Below are 17990 nucleotides of genomic sequence, written 5' to 3'. Positions count from 1 at the left end.
GGTTATCCTCCCGCTTTTCCCTGTTTCGCTGGTACCGCCCACGGTAAGCGGTGATCGTCGTCCCCGCAGCGCGGCCCGGATTGTCGCCGCGACCACGGCGGCGGGAGACTCAGCGCCGCCGCGAGCAGTTGCCGCAGCGCGACGATCGCGGCGGTGGAGGCCAGGCCACCCCACGCCGGATCCCCGGCCAGGCGAAGCAGGCCGGCCGCCGTGAGCAGGTCCAACAGCACGCGTACGGCGACCCGCACGTCGCCCGTACACAGCGCCGTGACGACCCCGACGACCAGGGCCAGCGCGGTCACCACCTCGACCAGTCCGGTGATCACGTCTGCTGCCGCCCCTCGGCGACCTGCCGTTGCTCCTGCCGGATCTCCCGACCCAGGAAGTAGTTCAGCGCCGTCCGGATCGTGGCGATCGCCGCCAGCTGGCCGATCTGGGTGAACGACGGTGACACCGCGGTCCGCAACACGTCGGCCGCGAGCTGGAACTCCAGACCGAGCGTCAGGAACCGGCCCAGCGACAGACGGATCGGGGTGAAGACGGCGGCGGTGCGGTGCCGCAGCCCGTCGACCACGAACCGCACCGCCGCCCAGAGCGCACCCACGACGATCACCAGAGCGCCGGCCACCTCCACCACGGCGACCAGCACCTCGTCACCGTGCCGCAGCAGCTCCGCCGGCTCCACCCGCAGGCGTTACCCGGCACCGGGGTGGTTAGGCCGCGCTCAGGTCAGCTCGTTGACGGCCTCCAGGATCAGCCAGAGGCCACTGATGGCGAAGAGCACCGCGGCGCCGTACCTGATGGTCTTCTCCGGCAGCCGGCGGCCGAGCATCCGGCCGACCAGGATGGCCAGCGCGTCCGCCGCGACCATGCCCACCGTGGAGCCGAGCCAGGTGCCGAACCAGCCGTACTTGGTGGCCAGGGTGATCGTCGCGAGCATCGTCTTGTCGCCCAGCTCGGCCAGGAAGAACGCCACCGAGACCGCCACGATCGCGGTCTTGCTGGTCTTCTCGGCCTTGCGCTTCTCCTCCTCGGTGAGCTTGTCACCGCGCAGGGTCCACGCGCCGAAGCCGAGGAACGCCACGCCGGCCACCAGCGAGATCCAGTCGGTGGGCAGCACAGCGCCGAGGCCCGAGCCGATGGCGACCGACGCCAGGTGCACCACCGCCGTGGCGACGGTGATGCCGATCAGCACCGGAATCGGCTTGAACCGCGTGGCGAACGTCAGCGCCATCAACTGGGACTTGTCCCCCAGCTCGGCGACGAAGATGACACCGAAGCTGATGACCAGCGCGGCGAGGAATCCCTCCATGACAACCTTCCCGTTTCACGCCGGGAGGAGGTACGGGGGCGCCCTCGACCCGGCTGCGACAGCCTGAGTCGAAGGTCTCGCCCGCCCCGGGAGGACCGGGGCCGCGTGGCCGGATGCGGAACGCACCAGTATGTCGACCACGACATTGGGGGCTACTCCCCTTCGCGCGACCAGCCTAACCGATCAGCGAGCGGGCCGGACGGCGCGGGTGAACAGGCTCACCTCGCCCGCGCCAGCGTCACCCCGAAGAGCCCACGCGGGTCGGTCCAGAAGTGCGCCGCCGTGAAACCCGCCGCGCCCAGCTCGGCGGCCACCCCCTGCGGGCGGAACTTCGCCGACACCTCCGTCCGCAGGTCCTCCCCCGCGTCGAACGACACCGAGAGGTCCAGCACGCGGACCCGCATCGGCCGCGTCGCCCGCAACCGCATCTCGATCCACTCCCGCTCCGGGTCCCACCGGGCGACGTGCGCGAACGCCTCCGGGTCGAAGTCGGCCCCCAACTCCCGGTTGATCACGTGCAGCACGTTGCGGTTGAACTCGGCCGTGACCCCCGCCGCGTCGTCGTACGCGGGCACGATCACCGACGGATCCTTCACCAGATCGGTGCCGAGCAGGAGCCAGTCACCGACCTCCAGCGCCGCCCGCATCGCGGTCAGGAACTCGGCCCGCTCGGCCGGCAGCAGGTTGCCGATCGTGCCGCCGAGGAACACCACCAGCCGTCGCCCACCGGTCGGTAGCCGGTCGAGTTGGCGGGTGAAGTCACCCACGATCCCCCGGACCCGCAACCCCGGGTAGTCGGCGGCGATCTGCGCGGTGGACCCGAGCAGGGCACTGACCGAGACGTCGAGCGGGACGAACGTGCCCAGCCCGCCCCGGCGGGTGAACGCGTCCAGCAGCAACCGGGTCTTCTCCGACGAACCGGAGCCCAGCTCTATCAGGGTCTTCGCGCCGGTCAGCGCCGCCACGTCGTCGGCGTGCGAGGCGAGCACCGCCCGCTCGGCCCGGGTCGGGTAGTACTCGGGCAGCCGGGTGATCTCCTCGAACAGCTCGCTGCCCCGCGAGTCGTAGAACCACTTCGGCGGCAGCCACTTCGCCTCGGCGGTCAATCCCGCCCGGACGTCCGCCCGCAGACCACGCTCCAGGTCCTGCGGCTCCAGGTAGATCTCCAACGGTTCCGCGCTCATCTCCCCGCTCCTCTCCTGATCGTCGGACACCCCGCGTAGCCCGGCTCACCCGGCCGGCAGTTCCTGCACCCGCACCTCGCCCGCCGTGGCGGTGACCAGGCGCTGCTGCGGCACCGGCCGCCACCCGGCGTCGTCGTCGTGCGGTTCGGACGCCAGCACCACCGAGTCCGTGCTCGCGCGTACCGACAGGGCGTGACCGACCGCGGTGGCCACCGCCCACCGCCCGTCGGTGAGCAGCAGATTCAGCCGCGAACCCGGGGCGGCGGCGGCCACCTCGACCACCGTCCGGCCGATCGCCTCGGCCGGGTCGTCCCCCGCGCGCAGCCGATGCCGGACCAGCGCCCACAGCAACGCCGAGTCGGTGGCCGCGTCCAGGGTCAGCAGGTCACGCACCGGCAGGCCGGCAGCGAGCGGCACCATAGAGTCGGGCCAGCCCCGGATCACCCCGTTGTGGCTGAACAACCACCGGCCCTCCGCGAACGGCGCGGCCGCGCCGTCGAGCACCGCCATCCCCACCGTCGCCGAACGGACCGCGGCCAACACCGCACCGGTACGGGTCACCGCCGCCAGCTCGGCGATGGTCGGGTCGCTCCAGATCGGCTGGGCACGCCGGTACCGCACCGGAGGGCCGTCATCCGGATACCAGCCGACGCCGAACCCGTCGGCGTTGATCGTGCCGCCGCCGCGCATGTCCCGCGGTGCCCACGACTGGCGGACCAGCGCGTACGCCGGCTCGAACAGCAACTCGGCCAACGTGACCGGCGGGCCGAGGTAGACCAGGTGACGGCACATCAGCGCACCTTTCCCGGCACCGGGTACCTCACCGCGGCGACTCGTCGGGGCCGGCGTCGCGGGCACATCGGAAGCCACTGAAGATCTGCCGCCGGATCGGATAGTCCCAGTTACGGAACGTCCCCCGGCACGCCGACCGGTCGGTGCCGAACGAGCCGCCGCGCAGCACCCGGTGGTCGTCGCCGAAGAACACCTCGGAGTACTCGCGGTACGGGAACGCGGTGAAGCCGGGATGGCCGGTGAACGTCGTCGACGTCCACTCCCAGACGTCCCCGATGAGCTGGTGCACGCCCAGCGGCGAGGCACCGGCCGGGTAGGCGCCCACCGGCGCCGGTCGCAGGTGACGTTGGTCGAGGTTGGCGTGCGCCTCGGTCGGGTCGTCGTCGCCCCACGGGTAACGGCGGGACCGCCCGGTCGCCGGGTCCCACCGCGCGGCCTTCTCCCACTCCGCCTCGGTCGGCAGACGCTTGCCGGCCCACGTCGCGTACGCCTGCGCCTCGTGGAAACACACGTGCACCACCGGCTCGTCGGGGCGTACCGGGTCCCAGCGGCCGAAACGCCGGTACGCCCAGCCGTCGCCGTCACGACGCCAGTGCAGCGGCGCGACGAGCTGCTCGCGCACCCGGTGCTCCCAGCCCTGCGCGCTCCACCAGCGCCGGTCGGAATAGCCGCCGTCGGCGATGAACGCCTCGTACGCGCCGTTGGTGACCGGTGCGGCGTCGATGACGTATGCGGGCAGGTGCACCTGGTGCGCGGGGCGTTCGTTGTCCAGGGCCCAGGGATCGGTGTCGGTGCCCATGGTGAACTCCCCGGCCGGCACCAGCACCTCCCCGCCGACCCGGACGGTCGGCTCGGGTGGTGGCGGGGCGTGCAGGACCGCGTCGCCCGCGCGCAGCTGATGGGTCGCGAGCATCGTCTCGTCGTGCTGCTGCTCGTGCTGCACGATCATGCCGAAGGCGAACCCGTCGGCCACCAACGGCCGGTCGGTGAAGCGCACCGCGTCGAGCAGGTCGTACACCTTGTCGCGGACCGTGCTGACGTAGGCGCGGGCCTCCGCCGGCGGCAACAGGGGCAACCGGGGACGGTCCCGGCGGGGCTGCTTGAACGCGTCGTACAGGTCGTCGATGTCACAGCGCACCGGCTCACGGCCGCCGACGTCGCGCACCAGCCACAGCTCCTCCTGGTTGCCGACGTGCGCCAGATCCCAGACCAACGGCGACATCAGCGGAGAGTGCTGCCGCATCAGGTCGGCATCGTCGACCACCTCGGTCAGCAGGGCCGTACGGGAGCGGGCCCGCGCCAACTCCGCCGCGATCCGCCCCCGCAACAGCTCACCCTCGGCATGGTCCGTCCTACTCGCGCTCACCGTTACACCTTTCGTTCGCGACTGCGGGGCTCGCAAACCCGGCTCACTCCTCGCGCTCACCGTTACACCTCTCGTTCGCGACTGCGGGGCTCGCAAACCCGGCTCACTCCTCGCGCTCACCGCCGTTCCCTCCGTTCGCGACTGCGGGGCTCGCAAACCCGGCTCACTCCTCGCGCTCACCGTTGCACCCTTTCGTTTCGAGGCTCGCTCTCGCCGCTCACCGGTCGGCCGTGCGGATGGCGGCCAGTCGCCGCCGTACCCCCTCGTGGATGTCGTCGTCGACGCCGGCCGGCAGCCCCAGGCGGGGCAGGGCGGCCAGCGCCAGGTCGAGCAGCGCGGCCGCCGCGGCGGCCAGCGCCGGGTCGGCGAGGCCGCGACGCGCGGCGACCGACCAGCGGTGCGCCACCGGGGCGGCGATCGCGTACGCCGCGCGTACGGTGCCCGGGTCGCTGAACAGCGCGCTCAGCACCGCCAGCGGCAACCGCCAGTCCCGGTCCGGCTGGGCGTCCAGATACCGCAGTTCGAGGTAGCCGCGCGGGCGCACCGGCGGGAAGAGGGTGCTGACGTGGTAGTCGAGGTCGTCGGTGGTGGGCGGGCGGGGCAGCGCGCCGTCCAGCCAGTCGGCGAAGGTGACACCCGGTGGCGGGGACCAGTCCTCGCCGGACCGGCGCAGGCAGAGCAGCGGCGCGGCGAGCACGTAGCGCACCCAGGCCGCCGTCGGATCGTCGTCGGGGTCGTCGGGCACCCACACCGGGCGGGTACGCGCCGGGTCGATGGCCAGCCAGGCGGCCATCCGGGCGGACGCCCAACCGGTGCGTCGCCCGGCGTGCCGGCCGGCCGAGGCGAACGCCGCGAGCAGCGGTGGGCCGACGGCGTGCGCCGCCGCCCAGCGCGGCGCGACCTGCTCGGGCTCGCCGACGTCGAGGCACACCTGAAGGCCGGCGGTGCTGTACATCATCGTCCGGCCGGCCGGGCCACGCCGGTCGAACACCCGGCGCATGGCGCGGTAGCGGGGAGTGTCCACCATCGGGCGGGGCCGCCGGTACGGGTCGATGCCGCTGCGCCCGAGGGTCAGCCCGGCGGCGGCCAGCAAACCGGTGACCTGGGCGATGTCGGCCTCGGTGGCCTGGATCAACGCGCCGGTCGAGGTACGCGGCGGGGTGGAGATCTCCAGCTGGCCGCCCGGTTCGAGGGTCACCGTGCCGCCGTGTCGCAGCGGCTCGGCGGGGCTCGCCGGATCCAGCGTGACGGGGCTGTGCCGCCCCAGCGCCGCCCGTAGCCGCGCCGGGTCGACTCCTCGGGCGGGGTCGGCGGCGTCGTGCACGGTCCATTCCAGTTCGACGCCGGTGTACGTCGGAGGGCCGGTCTTGAAACAGATGCGCGCGAGGTGTCGGTTCGCGGCGGCGGACTCGCGCAGGATCTCGCTCTGGTGCAGCTCCGGCGACGTCACCATCGGTGCAGCCTCCCTCGTCGTGCGACGACCGCGTGCCCCGTGCCCCAACTCCGGAACACGGGTGCCACCGTAGACCGGACCACCGACACTCCCCTTTCGGAGCGTCGACGGGACCGCCAACCCCTGTCTAACAGAAGCGTCTCCCGGTGCAGGGCAGAACGAACCGCGCCGGCCGCACGCTCAGTCGCCGGCCGGTCCGGCCGGGTGCGAGGGCTTGACCTTCGCCTGACCTGGTGGTGTCGACGGTGGGGACGGGTCTGCGGGTGGCGTCGGTCGCGCCGGCGCGGAGGGTGCCGTCGACGGCGGGGTGGCCGTTTTCGTCTCGGGCACCAGTCGCTGGCAGTACTCCTCGACACCGGCGGCCCCACCGGCGGCCGCCACCAACCGTTCGAAGGCCGGCGTCCGCAGCGCCTTCTCCCGCTGCTCGGGCTTCTTGGCCCGCCACGCGCGGCACAAACCGTGCAGCTGACCGTTGGACGGCGCTGTGCTCGACGGCGAGACGGACACCGAGGGGCGGCCGGGCGAAGTCGGGACGCTCGGCGCGGTCGAGGCGGTCGCTGACGAACCGGTGGTGTGCGGTGGCGCGACGCTGGGCGCGGGCGGCGGGTCGGGTGCCTGCTCCAGACCGGCCGCGGCGAACGCCACCCCCGCGGTGGCCGTGGCGGCCACCGCGCCGATCCACGCCAGCGCTCCGGTGGTAAGCCGGTGCCGGCGCGGCCGGCGGGCCACGGCGGACGCCGGAGCGGACCGGGCGGCCCGGAATGCGGCCAGCGCGGCCTCCTCGCCCGCCAACTCCCCCGGCCGGGTCGGACCGGCGGCAGCGGAGAGCAGCCGGGCCAGCGGGTCGGTCCCGGACACCTCTGGCACTACGGACGCAACCGGATCGGCGCTGGTCGCGTCCGGGGTGGCCGCATCGTCGACGCGGGCGGCGTCGAGCAGCCGTTCGGTCTCGGCGCGGCCGGCATGCCGGTCCGGCCGGTACGGGTTCATCCGGAATCCCTTCACGTCAGCCGTCCGCCTGCTCGGCAGGTGAGGTCCGCCGGGAACGCCCGATCCGCCGACGCGGTGTCGGGACCACCTCGCCGCCGGCCGGCGGGCGCTGCGCGTCCAGCCCGGACAGCGTGTGTCGCAGGCCGGCCGTGTCCGCGTCGGCGTCGACCGGCGACGTCGGTGCGGCCGGCCGGTCCAGCAGGGTGGCGAGTCGTCGCAGACCGCGGTGGGCGGCGGTCCGGACGGCGCCGGCCCGGCGGCCGAGCACCCGACCGGCGGACTCCGCGTCCAGCCCGATCACGGCCCGCAACAGCACGGCCTCGGCCTCGCGCGGCGGCAGCGTGGCGATCAACGCCAGCGCCGCCTCGGTGCTGATCGTCTCGTCGGCCCGCTCGGCGGTGTCGCCGTCGCCGGCCAACTCGGTGAGCGCCTGCACCGGTACCGGCAGCGACGGTCGTCGCCGCAACCGGCGCAGGTGATCCATCGCCCGGTTACGGGCGATGGTGACCGTCCAGGCCCGGAACTCGCCGCCGGTGAAGGTGGGCAGGTCGCGGGAGATCTGTAACCAGGTCTCCGAGGCGACGTCCTCGGCGTCCGCGCCGACCAGGGCGGTCAGGTAGCGCAGCAGGCCCGGCTGGAGGCTGCGGTACAGGAACCGGAAGGCGTCCTCGTCCCCGGCCTGCGCGGCGACGACCGCTTCGGACAGTTCGCCCGTCATCGGCGGCTCAGCGGCCACCCGGCGCGGTCCGGGACGACACCCGCTGTCGTCGGGCGCGCGTCGCGAACCGTCGGCCCCGTCAGCTCCCGCACCCGCACCGCCCCCCGCCGAATCCGATTCGTGCCCGCCTCCGGGCGCCGGCCAGGGTATCCACACCCGGCGATGGCTCGTGACGCGCTGCCGGCAGGGCGGCCCGAGCCGGGCTAACGGTAGGAGGGGACCCTCGACGCGACAAGTTGGGATCGCATTACGGAAGAGTGACAATTATCAAGCCGTCCGACCGGCGTGCCGCGGTAACGGACGACGCCCCCGGGACGCTCCCCGGCTCAGGTGACCATCCTCGGTGACGGTCCGCCAGGCGTACGTCGGGATGTGTCAGTTTTTGTGACGTGGTGTCATCGCGGCGTCACACACCGACCCGCCACCCGGAACTCGCCCCGGCGGACCGACCGGTACCGCCGTGCGGCGGGTCCACCGCGGCGAGCCGTTGGTCGCCACTCTGGGTACGGTATTGCTGTGTTGTCATCGGAGGTCGTGCTCAGCGGTCGGTACCGCCTGGACGAACGTGTCGCCACAGGCGGCATGGGCGACGTCTGGCGCGCCTCCGACCTGGTCCTCGGCCGACAGGTCGCGGTCAAGGTCCTGCTGCCGGCACTGGTCTCCGACCCCGACTTCATCGCCCGCTTCCGGGCCGAGGCGCGGATCATGGCGGCCCTGCGGCACCCCGGCATCGTGCAGGTGTACGACTGCGGCGAGGACGACCTGCCCGACGGCGGCCGCGCCGACTACCTGGTCATGGAGTTCGTCGAGGGCGAACCGCTGTCCAAGCGGATCGAGGCCGCCGGTCGCCTCGACGTGGCCGAAACCATGTCGATCGTGGCCCAGGCGGGGCACGCGCTGGGCGCGGCGCACCGGGGCGGCATCGTGCACCGCGACGTCAAGCCCAGCAACCTGCTGGTGCAGGAGGATGGCACGGTCGTCCTGGTCGACTTCGGCGTCGCCCGCTCCACCAACGTGACCAGCATCACCAGCACCAACGCGGTGCCCGGCACCGCCCTCTACATGGCGCCCGAGCAGGCCGCCGGTCGGCCGGTCAGCGGCGCCACCGACATCTACGCGCTGGGCGCGGTCGCGTACTGCTGCCTCACCGGCGGTCCGCCGTTCACCGGTGACAATCCGCTCCAGGTCGCCGTCCGGCACCTCGACGACGAGCCCCCGGAGCTGCCGCACGACATCCCGGAGGCGGTCCGCGCCCTGGTGTCGCGGGCCCTGGCGAAGGATCCGGCGGATCGCTTCACGAGCGGCTCGGCGATGGCCGAGGCGGCCCGCACCGCGGTGACCGGCGGCGAGCCGCCGACGGCGCTGGCCTCGGCGGTGCCGCTGCGCGACGCCGGTCCGGGCACCCGCACCGACGTTCCGGTCGGCGCGGCGGTGGCCGGCGCAGCCGACCCGGGACGTCCGCGACGCCGTGGGCCGCTGGTCGGTGCGGCGGTGGCCATGCTGGTCGCCCTGGTCGGCCTGGGCGCGGCCCTGGGCGCGGCCCGCAACACCGGCACCGATCCGGCCGTCAAGCTGCCGACGACCGCGCCGACGCAGGGGCCGACGCAGCAGGAGGAATTGCCGGCGGCGAACGAGCAGATCACCAACGATCCGGGCCGGCCGAACCGGCCGACCGTTCCGGACACCACGATGTCCGCGTCGGTCAGCGCCACGCCGAGCGTGCAGCCCAGCCAGTCGTCCACCCCGCCGCCGCCGACGCCGAGCGCGACCACCGCGCCGCCGCCCAGCGACCCACCGAAGACGTCGTCGTCGCCGAGCAACCCGCCGCCGAGCGACCCGCCCCCGACCACCGGGGCGCCGACCGACCCGGACAACCCGGTGGTCAACTGACCAGGCGCACCACCAGCACCGATATCCCCAAAACGGACTTACGTCGCCGAAAACCGCTCTAGGCTCTCCGCAGGTCATTTCCACCGTCTGCCGCGGGAGCCCGGGTGAGTGCTGAGAAGCTGGTCGTGATCGGCCAGGGGTACGTCGGACTGCCGCTGGCCATGCGTGCCGTCGAGGCGGGCCTGGACGTCGTCGGCCTGGACGTCGACGCCGACCGGGTGAAGCGGCTCGCCTCGGGTGAGTCGTTCGTCGAGGACATCCCCACCGACCGGCTGGGCCGTGCCCTGGCCGGTGGCCGGTACCGCCCCAGCACCGAGTACACCGACGCCGCGGGTTTCGACGTGTGCGTCATCACCGTGCCCACCCCGCTGCGCGACGGCACCCCGGACCTGAGCTTCGTCGAGCAGGCCGGCATCGGTATCGGCCCGTACGTGCGGCCGGGCTGCACGGTCATCCTGGAGTCGACCACCTACCCCGGCACCACGGAGGAGCTGCTCCGGCCGCTGTTGGAGTCGGCCAGCGGGCTGACCAGCCCCGGCGACTTCCACCTCGGCTACAGCCCGGAGCGGATCGACCCGGGCAACCCGACGTGGCGGCTGGAGAACACCCCGAAGGTGGTCTCCGGGATCGACGCGGCGTCGCTGGACCGGGTGCAGGGCTTCTATCAACGGCTCGTGGAGCGCACCGTCGCCGTCGACTCCACCCGGGTGGCCGAGCTGACCAAGCTGATCGAGAACACGTTCCGCCAGGTCAACATCGCGCTGATCAACGAGCTGACGATGCTCTCGCACCACCTCGACATCGACGTCTGGCAGGCGATCGACGCCGCCGAGACCAAGCCCTTCGGGTTTCTGCCGTTCCGGCCCGGCCCGGGCGTCGGCGGACACTGCCTGCCGATCGACCCCTGCTACCTGTCCTGGCAGGTCAAGCGACGCCTCGGCCGGCAGTTCCGGTTCATCGAACTGGCCAACGACATCAACCACGAGATGCCCGAGCACGTCGCGCAGCGGATCATGGCAGGGCTGAACCGCTCCGGTCGGGCGGTGAGCGGCGCCCGGCTGCTGCTGCTCGGACTCGCGTACAAGCGGAACACCGGCGACATGCGGGACTCCCCCGCCGTCGACGTGGCCCGCCGTCTGCAGGCGCTCGGCGCCGAGGTGCACGCGGTCGAGCCGTACGCGGAGGCCCACCAGATCCCCGCCGGGGTCGCCGTCGTCGACCTCACCGAGCGGGAGGTGCGGGCCGCGGACGCGGTCGTGGTGGTCACCGACCACGACTGCTTCGACTACGACCTGGTGGCCCGGCACGCCCGGTACGTCTTCGACACCCGCAACCGGTGCGTCGGCGAGATGGTCGAGCGCCTGTAGCGCGTACCCCGGACCCGGCACCGCTGGCCGGTCCCGCCGCCGGGGAAGACGGCGGGACCGGCCGGCGGATGTCGCCACGCGTGGACGGCCGGTCACTGGTCGGCGAGCGCCTCGACGACGGGCCGCGACAGGGCCCGGCGGGCCGGTAGCACCGAGGCGAGCAGGGCGGCCAGCACGGCCACGCCGAGGATCAGCCCGAGCTGGCCGAAGGGCAGCACGACGTGGAAGTCCCCGCCGAGGCGGGCCAGCAGCGCCATGCCCGCGGCGCTGACGCCGGTGCCCAGCCCGATGCCGAGGACCGCGCCGACGAGCGTCATCAGGATCGCCTCGACCGCGAGCATGGCCCGCATCCGGTTGCGGGTCAGCCCGACCGCCCGCAGGACCCCGTTCTCCCGGGTGCGCTCGACGACCGACAGGCTCAGCGTGTTGGCCACGCCGACGAGGGCGATCACGACGGCCAGGCCGAGCAGCGCGGTGACGGACGCCAACAGCATGTCCACCGTGCCGGTGAGCATCTTCTTGTACGCGCCCTGGTCCATGAGGTTCGCCGTCGGGTAGCGGGCGAGCACGGTCTCGATGGCGGCGCGGGCCTGCGCGGCGCTCACGCCGCCGGCCGGGTCGATCTCGGCCAGGAAGCCCCGTTGGCGGGGGAAGAGCACGGCGAAGTCCCGGTCGTCCAGCTCGACGACGTGTCCCTCGGCCGCCGTGCTGCCGACCATGGCCGGCGTGTCGTCGGCGACCACCGCGGCCACCCGGAACGCCCGCCCCTCGATGGTGACGGCGGAGCCGACCTGCCAGCCGCGCGCCCGCGCCAGCTCCTGGTGCACCAGCACCTGCCCCGGCCCGAGTCGGTCGATGTCGCCGGCCAGCACGCCGGAGAGCGTGCGGCCGACCAGCGCCGGGTGGGCGGCCCGGACCTCGATGTCGTCGGTGACGACGCTGCGCTGCTCGTGCACCACGCCCAACTCGGGGAGGGCGGCCAGCTCACCGGTGAGCGCGGCCGGCAGGTCCTGGCCGATGCCGCTGACCACGAAGTCCGTTCCGATCTCGGCGTCGACGCTGCGTTCGATGCCGTCCTTGGTGCTGCGCGCGCCCACCACGAACGCCGACACCAACCCGATCCCGATGACCAGGGCGGTCGCCGTCGCGGCGATCCGACGCGGATTGCGGACCGCGTTCGCCACGGCCAGGCCGACGGTCATCCCGAACACCCGGCGGGCCGGCCAGCCGATCAGCCGGACCAGCGCCGGAACGAGCACCGGGCCGAACAGCACGATGCCGAAGAAGGCCAGCACACCGCCCACGGCCACGAGGAGCACCTGCGCGGCGCTGGCCGCGCCGGTCAGCGCCGCGACTCCCGCGCCCAGCACCACCGCGCCGAGGACCAGCCGGGTACGTCCCGCGCCCCGGGCCGGCTGCACGGCCGCGTCGGTCAGCGCGGCCACCGGGGCGACCCGGGTGCCCCGCCAGGCCGGCAGCAACGCGGCGGCCACGGTGAGCCCGGTGCCGAGCAGCAGGCTGGTCAGCACGGTCGAGCCGGTGATGGTCATCCCGCCGGCGAGCGGCACGTCCAGTCGGGACATCAGAAACCGCATACCGGCGGCGAGGGCCACCCCGAGCAGCACCCCGAGCGCGGACGCGACGGAACCGACCACTGCCGACTCCAGCAGCGCGGCCCGGAAGACCTGTCCCCGGGTCGCGCCCACCAGGCGCAGCAGCGCGGTCCGCCGGGTGCGCTGCGCCAGCACGATCGCGAAGGTGTTGGCGATCACGAAGCCGGCCACCACCACGGCGACCCCGACGAAGATGAGCAGCAGCATCAGGAACTGGTTCAGGTTGCGCACGGCGTCCTCGACGGCCTCGTCGAGGATCTGCTGGCGGCCCTTGATCTCGACGTCGGCGCTCCCGACGGTGGCACGCAGCCGGTCGGCCAGCGCCGCCTGGGCGGTACCCGGGCGGACCGCCACCATGATCCGGTCATAGCCACGCCCGCCGGTGAGCGCGAGCGCGTCCGCGCCGACCAGACCGATGAACGGACCGCCGACGTCGCGGACGCTGCCCGCCACGTCGACCGTGCCGACCAGGGTGTACGGGCGGGCCGGCCCGTCGGTCCCGCCGACGCGTACCGGAGCGCCGAGCGCGAAGCCCTCCTGCGCCACGGTCGGCGCGTCGAGCACGACCTCGCCCGCGTGTTCGGGCAGGCGACCGGCGACCACGTCGTACGAGCGCAGGGCCGGTTCGGTGGGGATGGCAGCGAGCACGGCATACCCGAGCACCGGCCGGCCGTCGGCGCCGAGGAGTCCGCCGGCGCCGAGCAGCTCACCGGCCGCGGCGGCCACCCCGTCGACCCTCCGGACCTCGTCGACGAGCCTCGCCGGAAGCGGCTTGGTCCCGTCCGGGTAGACGCCGAGGTCGGTGTGCCGGTCGAACGCGCCGGCCCGCTGGTACGCGCCCGCGCGCATCCCGTCCACGACGATGAGCGTGCCGGCGACGAAGGCGACACCGAGCACCACGGCGAGCGCGGACAGCAGCATGCGCAACGCCTCGGCGCGCAGCGTACGCAGGGTCAGGCGGATCATGTGCGGGCTCCCGGTGCCGGCGCGGATCGGACCCCTCGACGCTATGGCCGGTCCGGGCGGATCGATCTCCACCTGCGCGCTCGATCCCCGTACGCCGCAGGTGGCGCACGGGCACACCGGCCGTACGACTCGGGTCGTACGGCGGGTCAGCGCCCGGGGGTGACCAGGCCGCTCTCGTACGCCAGCACGACCGCCTGCACCCGGTCGCGCAGCTGCAGCTTCGCCAGGATCCGCCCGACGTGGGTCTTCACCGTCGCCTCGGCGACGTGCGCCTTGGTGGCGATCTCGGCGTTGGACAGGCCCTGGGCGACCAGCAGCAGAACCTCCCGCTCCCGCTCGGTGAGCTGGGCCAGCCGGGGGTCGGCGGTCGGGGCGACGCCGAGCTGGCCGGCGAAGCGGTCCAGCAGCCGTCGCGTGATCGACGGGGCGACCACCGAGTCGCCCCGCGCGACCACCCGGATGGCGTCCAGCAGTTCCTCCGGCGGGACGTTCTTGAGCAGGAAGCCGCTCGCGCCGGCCCGCAGCGCGGCGAACGCGTCGGCCTCGGTGTCGAAGGTGGTCAGCACCAGCACCCGGGGCGGGCCGGACGGCCGGTCGGCGCAGATCCGGCGGGTGGCCTCCACGCCGTCCATGGTCGGCATCCGGATGTCCATCACCACCACGTCCGCCTCGGTGCGGGCCAGCACGCGCAGGGCGTCCGCGCCGTCGATGGCCTCCCCGACCACCGCCAGGTCGGGCTGCGAGTCCAGCACCATCTTGAACCCGGCGCGCACCAGCGCCTGGTCGTCCACGATCACCACCCGGACCGTCATGCCGCGATCACCTCCGCTGAGGGCTCCGACGGTAGCGGGAGCCGTACCCGCACCTGCCAGCCCCCGGTCGGCTCGGGGCCGGCGGTGAGGCTGCCGTCGTACACCGTCACGCGCTCGCGCATGCCGAGCAGACCGTGACCGCCGGGCGGCGCCGGGCTGACCACCGGGCGGCCTCGGCCGTCGTCGACGACCCGGACCTCGACGGCGTCGGCGGCGTACGTCATCCGCACCTCGACGGTGGCGCCGACGCCGGCGTGCTTGAGCGCGTTGGTCAGCGCCTCCTGCACCACCCGGTAGACGGTCAGCTCCAGGCCCGGCGGCAGTGCCGGTGGCTGGCCGGTGACGTCGTCTCGGACGTGCAGCCCGGCGTCGCGGAAGCGGGCCAACAGGTCGGGCAGCTCGGCCAGGGCCAACCGGCGGTGCTCCGGGTCGGCGGCCACGACGTCCGCCCCGGCGGGGCCGGCGTCGCGCAGGACCCCGACGAGCCGGCGCATCTCCTCCAAGGCGGAGCGGCCGGTGTCGGCGACCACCTTCACGGCCGCGCGCGCCTGCTCGGGGTCACGGTCGAGCATGAAGCGGGCGCCGTCGGCCTGGACGATCATCACCGCCATGCTGTGCGCCACCACGTCGTGCAGCTCGCGGGCGATCCGGGTGCGCTCCTCGGCGACCGCCGCCCGGGACTCGGCCTCCCGCTCGCGTTCGAGGGTGGTGGCGCGCTCCTCGAGGCTCAGGACGTAGAGGCGGCGGGTCCGCACGTTCAGCGCGACGAGCCAGACCGCGCCGGTGACCAGCGCGTACCAGAGCGCGGTCACCCACCACATGACGACGCCGGGGGTCTGCGCGGCGGCGAGCAGCACGCCCACGGCGGCGACCGCGCCGGCCAGCACGCCGTCGCGCAGCCGCCGACCGTACTTCACGACGCTGTAGAGCGCGATCAGGACGGCGACGTCGAAGGCGAGCGGACCCCACCGGGCGATCACCTGCACCAGGGCGAGCGCCGCCACCACGACGGTCACCGCGCTCGGGTGGGTGCGGCGGAACAGCAGCGCCACCGCCATGCCCAGGCCGACGCCGGTGGCGCCCCAGCCGCCGGGCTGGGACACCGCCGAGGCGAGACCGACGAACGCCACGAGGGCGGAGACGGCCACGTCGAAGGCGATGCCGCGCAGCGGGCGGCCGAACAGCGTGCGTCTCACGGTCACCCAGCGTACGGGCCGGCGCGGGTCAGGGCGGCGTCAGCTCGCGCAACCGGTTGATCTCGATGGCCTGCTCGGTGGCGAGCGAGGTGGCCAACTCGTTGAGGGTGGCGTCGGCCCCGACCGAGAGCAGGTCGGTGGCCATGGTCACGGCGCCCTGGTGGTGGTCGGTCATCATCGTGATGAAGAGCCGGTCGAACTCGACGCCCCGGGCGGCGTCAAGGCGCCGCATCGCCTCGGGCGACTGCATGCCGCGCATGCCGGCGTGGTCGTGGCCGGGGGCCGTCTCGGGCAGCCCGCGGGTGGCGAGCCAGCCGCGCAGGACCTTGATCTCCGGGCCCTGTCCCGCGCGGATCCGGTCGGCGTACGCGCGGATGCGGGGATCGGCCGCGTGGTCCACCGCGAGGGCGCTCATCTCCAGCGCCTGCTGGTGGTGCGGGATCATCATCTGGACGTAGATGGTGTCCAACGCGTTGTAGCGGGGTGGGCTGTCGTCGCGCAGCTCGTGCGCGGACCGGGCGACGACCGACTCCCCCGGGCGGCCGGGCACGAGGACCGGCGGCGGTGGTGGACCCGTGGTCGTCGGCGTGGGTGACGCCGACGCGGGGGCGGCGCCCGGCCGGCCGGGGTCACCGGCGGTGCGGATGGCGAGCACCACCAGCGCCGCGACGATGGCCGCCGCTATGACGACGGCGAGTAACCGACCACGTCGGACAGTCATGCCACACTCCCCTGAGGTCGAGGTCGCAGCGATCCTATCCATTGAAGACTCGACACATATGTGACCCAGCTCACATCGATGATCTCCGAGGCTCGGTAAGGTACCGACAACGTCATCCCCCCTTTCGAAGGGCGCCGCCAATGATCAAGTTGGCCACCGCACGGCTCCGACAACTCCGCATCGTCAGTCTGGCCGCGACCGGCCTGCTGCTGACCAGCGTCGCTCTGGCGACGCCGAGCAGCGCGCAGGAGGCCGCGCCGGCGGCAGCACCTGCCGCCGCCGCCAGCGACATCCCGGGCGTCGACGAGATCCGCAGCAGCCCCAACCTGCGGCAGATCGCCAACCTCCCCAAGCAGGCGCCGTTCGACACGACGGCCGCGCTCAACAGCGACATGGCGTTCCAGGGCAAGTACGCCTTCGCCGGCAACTACAACGGGTTCGTCATCTACGACATCTCCCGGCCCAGCGCGCCCACGATCACCGCGCAGGTCAACTGCCCGGGGTCGCAGAACGACATCTCCGTCTACGGCAACCTGCTGTTCCTCTCCACCGACTCGTCCCGCAGCGACGACTCGTGCGCCAGCGTGGCGCAGCCGGCCTCGGTGAAGGAGTCGTGGGAGGGCATCAAGGTCTTCGACATCAGCGACAAGGCCAACCCGCGCTACATCAAGTCCGTCGAGACCGCCTGCGGGTCGCACACCCACACGCTGGTGCCGGGCAAGGACCGCAAGAACGTCTACCTGTACGTCTCGTCGTACAGCCCGCGGGCCGAGTTCCCCGACTGCCAGCCGCCGCACGACTCCATCTCCATCGTCAAGGTGCCGGTGAAGAAGCCGACCCAGGCGGCTGTCATCTCGACGCCGAACCTCTTCCCGGACGGTGGTTTCCCGGGCAGCGAGACCGGCTCGGCGACCACCGGTTGCCACGACATCACCGCGTACCCGGCGAAGGACATCGCCGCCGGCGCCTGCATGGGTGACGGCATCCTGCTGGACATCAAGAACCGCGAAGCGCCCAAGGTGATCACCCAGGTCCGGGACACGGTGAACTTCGCGTTCTGGCACTCGGCCACCTTCAACAACGCCGGCACCAAGGTCGTCTTCACCGACGAGCTGGGCGGCGGCGGCGCGGCCACCTGCAACGAGACCGTCGGCCCCAACCGGGGCGCGGACGCCGTCTACGACATCACCGGCCGTGGCGCGGCGCGCAAGCTGGAGTTCCGCAGCTACTACAAGATCCCCCGGACCAACGGCGACACCGAGAACTGCGTGGCGCACAACGGCTCGCTGATCCCGGTGCTCGGGCGGGACATCATGGTGCAGGCGTGGTACCAGGGCGGCATCTCGGTCTGGGACTTCACCGACTCGCGCCACCCCAAGGAGATCGCCTACTGGGAGCGGGGCCCGCTGTCCGACACCCAGGCCCTCACCGGCGGCGCCTGGTCGACGTACTACTACAACGGCAACATCTACTCCAACGACATCCAGAAGGGCCTGGACGTCCTGGAGCTGAACGACTGGCGGACCTGGTCGGCGAACCTGACCCGGTTCAAGGAGCTGAACGTGCAGACCCAGCCCGGTTACCTGAGCTGGTAGCACCGACGCGCGACC

The 17990-nt window shown here is 73.1% G+C and carries 16 protein-coding genes; 3 read left to right on the top strand and 13 right to left on the bottom strand.

Features of this window, described 5'->3' with window-relative positions; all coding sequences use genetic code 11:
* Positions 1-2: 2 nt before the first annotated feature.
* The 9 genes from ACN263_RS14050 to ACN263_RS14010 form a co-directional block, all read right to left on the bottom strand.
* Positions 3-326: a hypothetical protein gene (locus ACN263_RS14050; protein WP_422740252.1), complete on the bottom strand. Its 324-nt coding sequence runs from the start codon at positions 324-326 to the stop codon at positions 3-5.
* A complete protein-coding gene (locus tag ACN263_RS14045; RefSeq protein ID WP_422740251.1) occupies positions 323-685 on the bottom strand; it encodes a DUF1622 domain-containing protein in 363 nt (120 codons plus the stop codon). Before ACN263_RS14045 ends, ACN263_RS14050 begins: the two co-directional genes overlap by 4 nt.
* Before the next feature lie 39 nt (positions 686-724).
* Positions 725-1312, bottom strand: a complete 588-nt coding sequence (locus ACN263_RS14040; protein WP_422740250.1) for a TMEM165/GDT1 family protein — start codon at positions 1310-1312, stop codon at positions 725-727.
* A gap of 218 nt (positions 1313-1530) precedes the next feature.
* Positions 1531-2496: an L-histidine N(alpha)-methyltransferase gene (egtD, locus tag ACN263_RS14035; RefSeq protein ID WP_422740249.1), complete on the bottom strand. Its 966-nt coding sequence runs from the start codon at positions 2494-2496 to the stop codon at positions 1531-1533.
* Positions 2497-2541: 45 nt separating this feature from the next.
* Positions 2542-3288, bottom strand: coding sequence for an ergothioneine biosynthesis protein EgtC (gene egtC, locus ACN263_RS14030; RefSeq protein ID WP_422740248.1), 747 nt, complete (start codon positions 3286-3288; stop codon positions 2542-2544).
* Positions 3289-3316: 28 nt separating this feature from the next.
* A complete protein-coding gene (egtB, locus tag ACN263_RS14025; protein WP_422740247.1) occupies positions 3317-4654 on the bottom strand; it encodes an ergothioneine biosynthesis protein EgtB in 1338 nt (445 codons plus the stop codon).
* Positions 4655-4871: 217 nt separating this feature from the next.
* Positions 4872-6107 carry an ergothioneine biosynthesis glutamate--cysteine ligase EgtA gene (egtA, locus tag ACN263_RS14020; protein ID WP_422740246.1) on the bottom strand — a complete coding sequence of 412 codons (1236 nt, stop codon included), beginning with the start codon at positions 6105-6107 and terminating at the stop codon, positions 4872-4874.
* 180 nt (positions 6108-6287) lie between these two features.
* Positions 6288-7097, bottom strand: coding sequence for a hypothetical protein (locus tag ACN263_RS14015; RefSeq protein WP_422740245.1), 810 nt, complete (start codon positions 7095-7097; stop codon positions 6288-6290).
* Positions 7098-7113: 16 nt separating this feature from the next.
* Entirely contained in the window at positions 7114-7815 is a 702-nt protein-coding gene (locus ACN263_RS14010; RefSeq protein ID WP_422740244.1) for an RNA polymerase sigma factor, read from the bottom strand.
* A gap of 516 nt (positions 7816-8331) precedes the next feature.
* Here ACN263_RS14010 and ACN263_RS14005 point away from each other — a divergent pair.
* Positions 8332-9705 (top strand): serine/threonine-protein kinase, encoded by a 1374-nt coding sequence (locus ACN263_RS14005; protein WP_422740243.1) that lies wholly within the window; start codon positions 8332-8334, stop codon positions 9703-9705.
* Between the two features lie 104 nt (positions 9706-9809).
* Positions 9810-11072: a nucleotide sugar dehydrogenase gene (locus ACN263_RS14000; protein ID WP_422740242.1), complete on the top strand. Its 1263-nt coding sequence runs from the start codon at positions 9810-9812 to the stop codon at positions 11070-11072.
* 92 nt (positions 11073-11164) lie between these two features.
* On the opposite strand, the gene ACN263_RS13995 is transcribed toward ACN263_RS14000, so the two are convergent.
* The 4 genes from ACN263_RS13995 to ACN263_RS13980 form a co-directional block, all read right to left on the bottom strand.
* Positions 11165-13651, bottom strand: coding sequence for an ABC transporter permease (locus ACN263_RS13995; protein WP_422740241.1), 2487 nt, complete (start codon positions 13649-13651; stop codon positions 11165-11167).
* Positions 13652-13797: 146 nt separating this feature from the next.
* On the bottom strand, positions 13798-14463 hold the full coding sequence (locus ACN263_RS13990) for a response regulator (RefSeq protein WP_422740240.1): 666 nt from the start codon (positions 14461-14463) through the stop codon (positions 13798-13800).
* Positions 14460-15665 (bottom strand): sensor histidine kinase, encoded by a 1206-nt coding sequence (locus tag ACN263_RS13985; protein WP_422740239.1) that lies wholly within the window; start codon positions 15663-15665, stop codon positions 14460-14462. The genes ACN263_RS13990 and ACN263_RS13985 overlap by 4 nt, the downstream gene beginning before the upstream one ends.
* Positions 15666-15687: 22 nt before the next feature.
* On the bottom strand, positions 15688-16380 hold the full coding sequence (locus ACN263_RS13980) for a DUF305 domain-containing protein (RefSeq protein WP_422740238.1): 693 nt from the start codon (positions 16378-16380) through the stop codon (positions 15688-15690).
* Between the two features lie 140 nt (positions 16381-16520).
* Between ACN263_RS13980 and ACN263_RS13975 the strand changes: the two genes are divergently transcribed.
* Positions 16521-17975 carry an LVIVD repeat-containing protein gene (locus tag ACN263_RS13975; protein WP_422740237.1) on the top strand — a complete coding sequence of 485 codons (1455 nt, stop codon included), beginning with the start codon at positions 16521-16523 and terminating at the stop codon, positions 17973-17975.
* Positions 17976-17990: the final 15 nt, after the last annotated feature.

Source organism: Micromonospora sp. WMMD729 (genome assembly GCF_049315225.1).
Classification (GTDB): Bacteria; Actinomycetota; Actinomycetes; order Mycobacteriales; family Micromonosporaceae; genus Micromonospora.
This window is presented reverse-complemented; position numbering and strand designations above follow the sequence as displayed.

Bases quoted from the DNA above. Each gene is read 5' to 3' on its own strand.
- ACN263_RS14040 (WP_422740250.1), bottom strand. From the start codon at position 1,312: ATGGAGGGATTCCTCGCCGCGCTGGTCATCAGCTTCGGTGTCATCTTC.
- egtD (WP_422740249.1), bottom strand. From the start codon at position 2,496: ATGAGCGCGGAACCGTTGGAGATCTACCTGGAGCCGCAGGACCTGGAG.
- egtC (WP_422740248.1), bottom strand. From the start codon at position 3,288: ATGTGCCGTCACCTGGTCTACCTCGGCCCGCCGGTCACGTTGGCCGAG.
- egtA (WP_422740246.1), bottom strand. From the start codon at position 6,107: ATGGTGACGTCGCCGGAGCTGCACCAGAGCGAGATCCTGCGCGAGTCC.
- ACN263_RS14015 (WP_422740245.1), bottom strand. From the start codon at position 7,097: ATGAACCCGTACCGGCCGGACCGGCATGCCGGCCGCGCCGAGACCGAA.
- ACN263_RS14010 (WP_422740244.1), bottom strand. From the start codon at position 7,815: ATGACGGGCGAACTGTCCGAAGCGGTCGTCGCCGCGCAGGCCGGGGAC.
- ACN263_RS13995 (WP_422740241.1), bottom strand. From the start codon at position 13,651: ATGATCCGCCTGACCCTGCGTACGCTGCGCGCCGAGGCGTTGCGCATG.
- ACN263_RS13990 (WP_422740240.1), bottom strand. From the start codon at position 14,463: ATGACGGTCCGGGTGGTGATCGTGGACGACCAGGCGCTGGTGCGCGCC.
- ACN263_RS13980 (WP_422740238.1), bottom strand. From the start codon at position 16,380: ATGACTGTCCGACGTGGTCGGTTACTCGCCGTCGTCATAGCGGCGGCC.
- ACN263_RS13975 (WP_422740237.1), top strand. From the start codon at position 16,521: ATGATCAAGTTGGCCACCGCACGGCTCCGACAACTCCGCATCGTCAGT.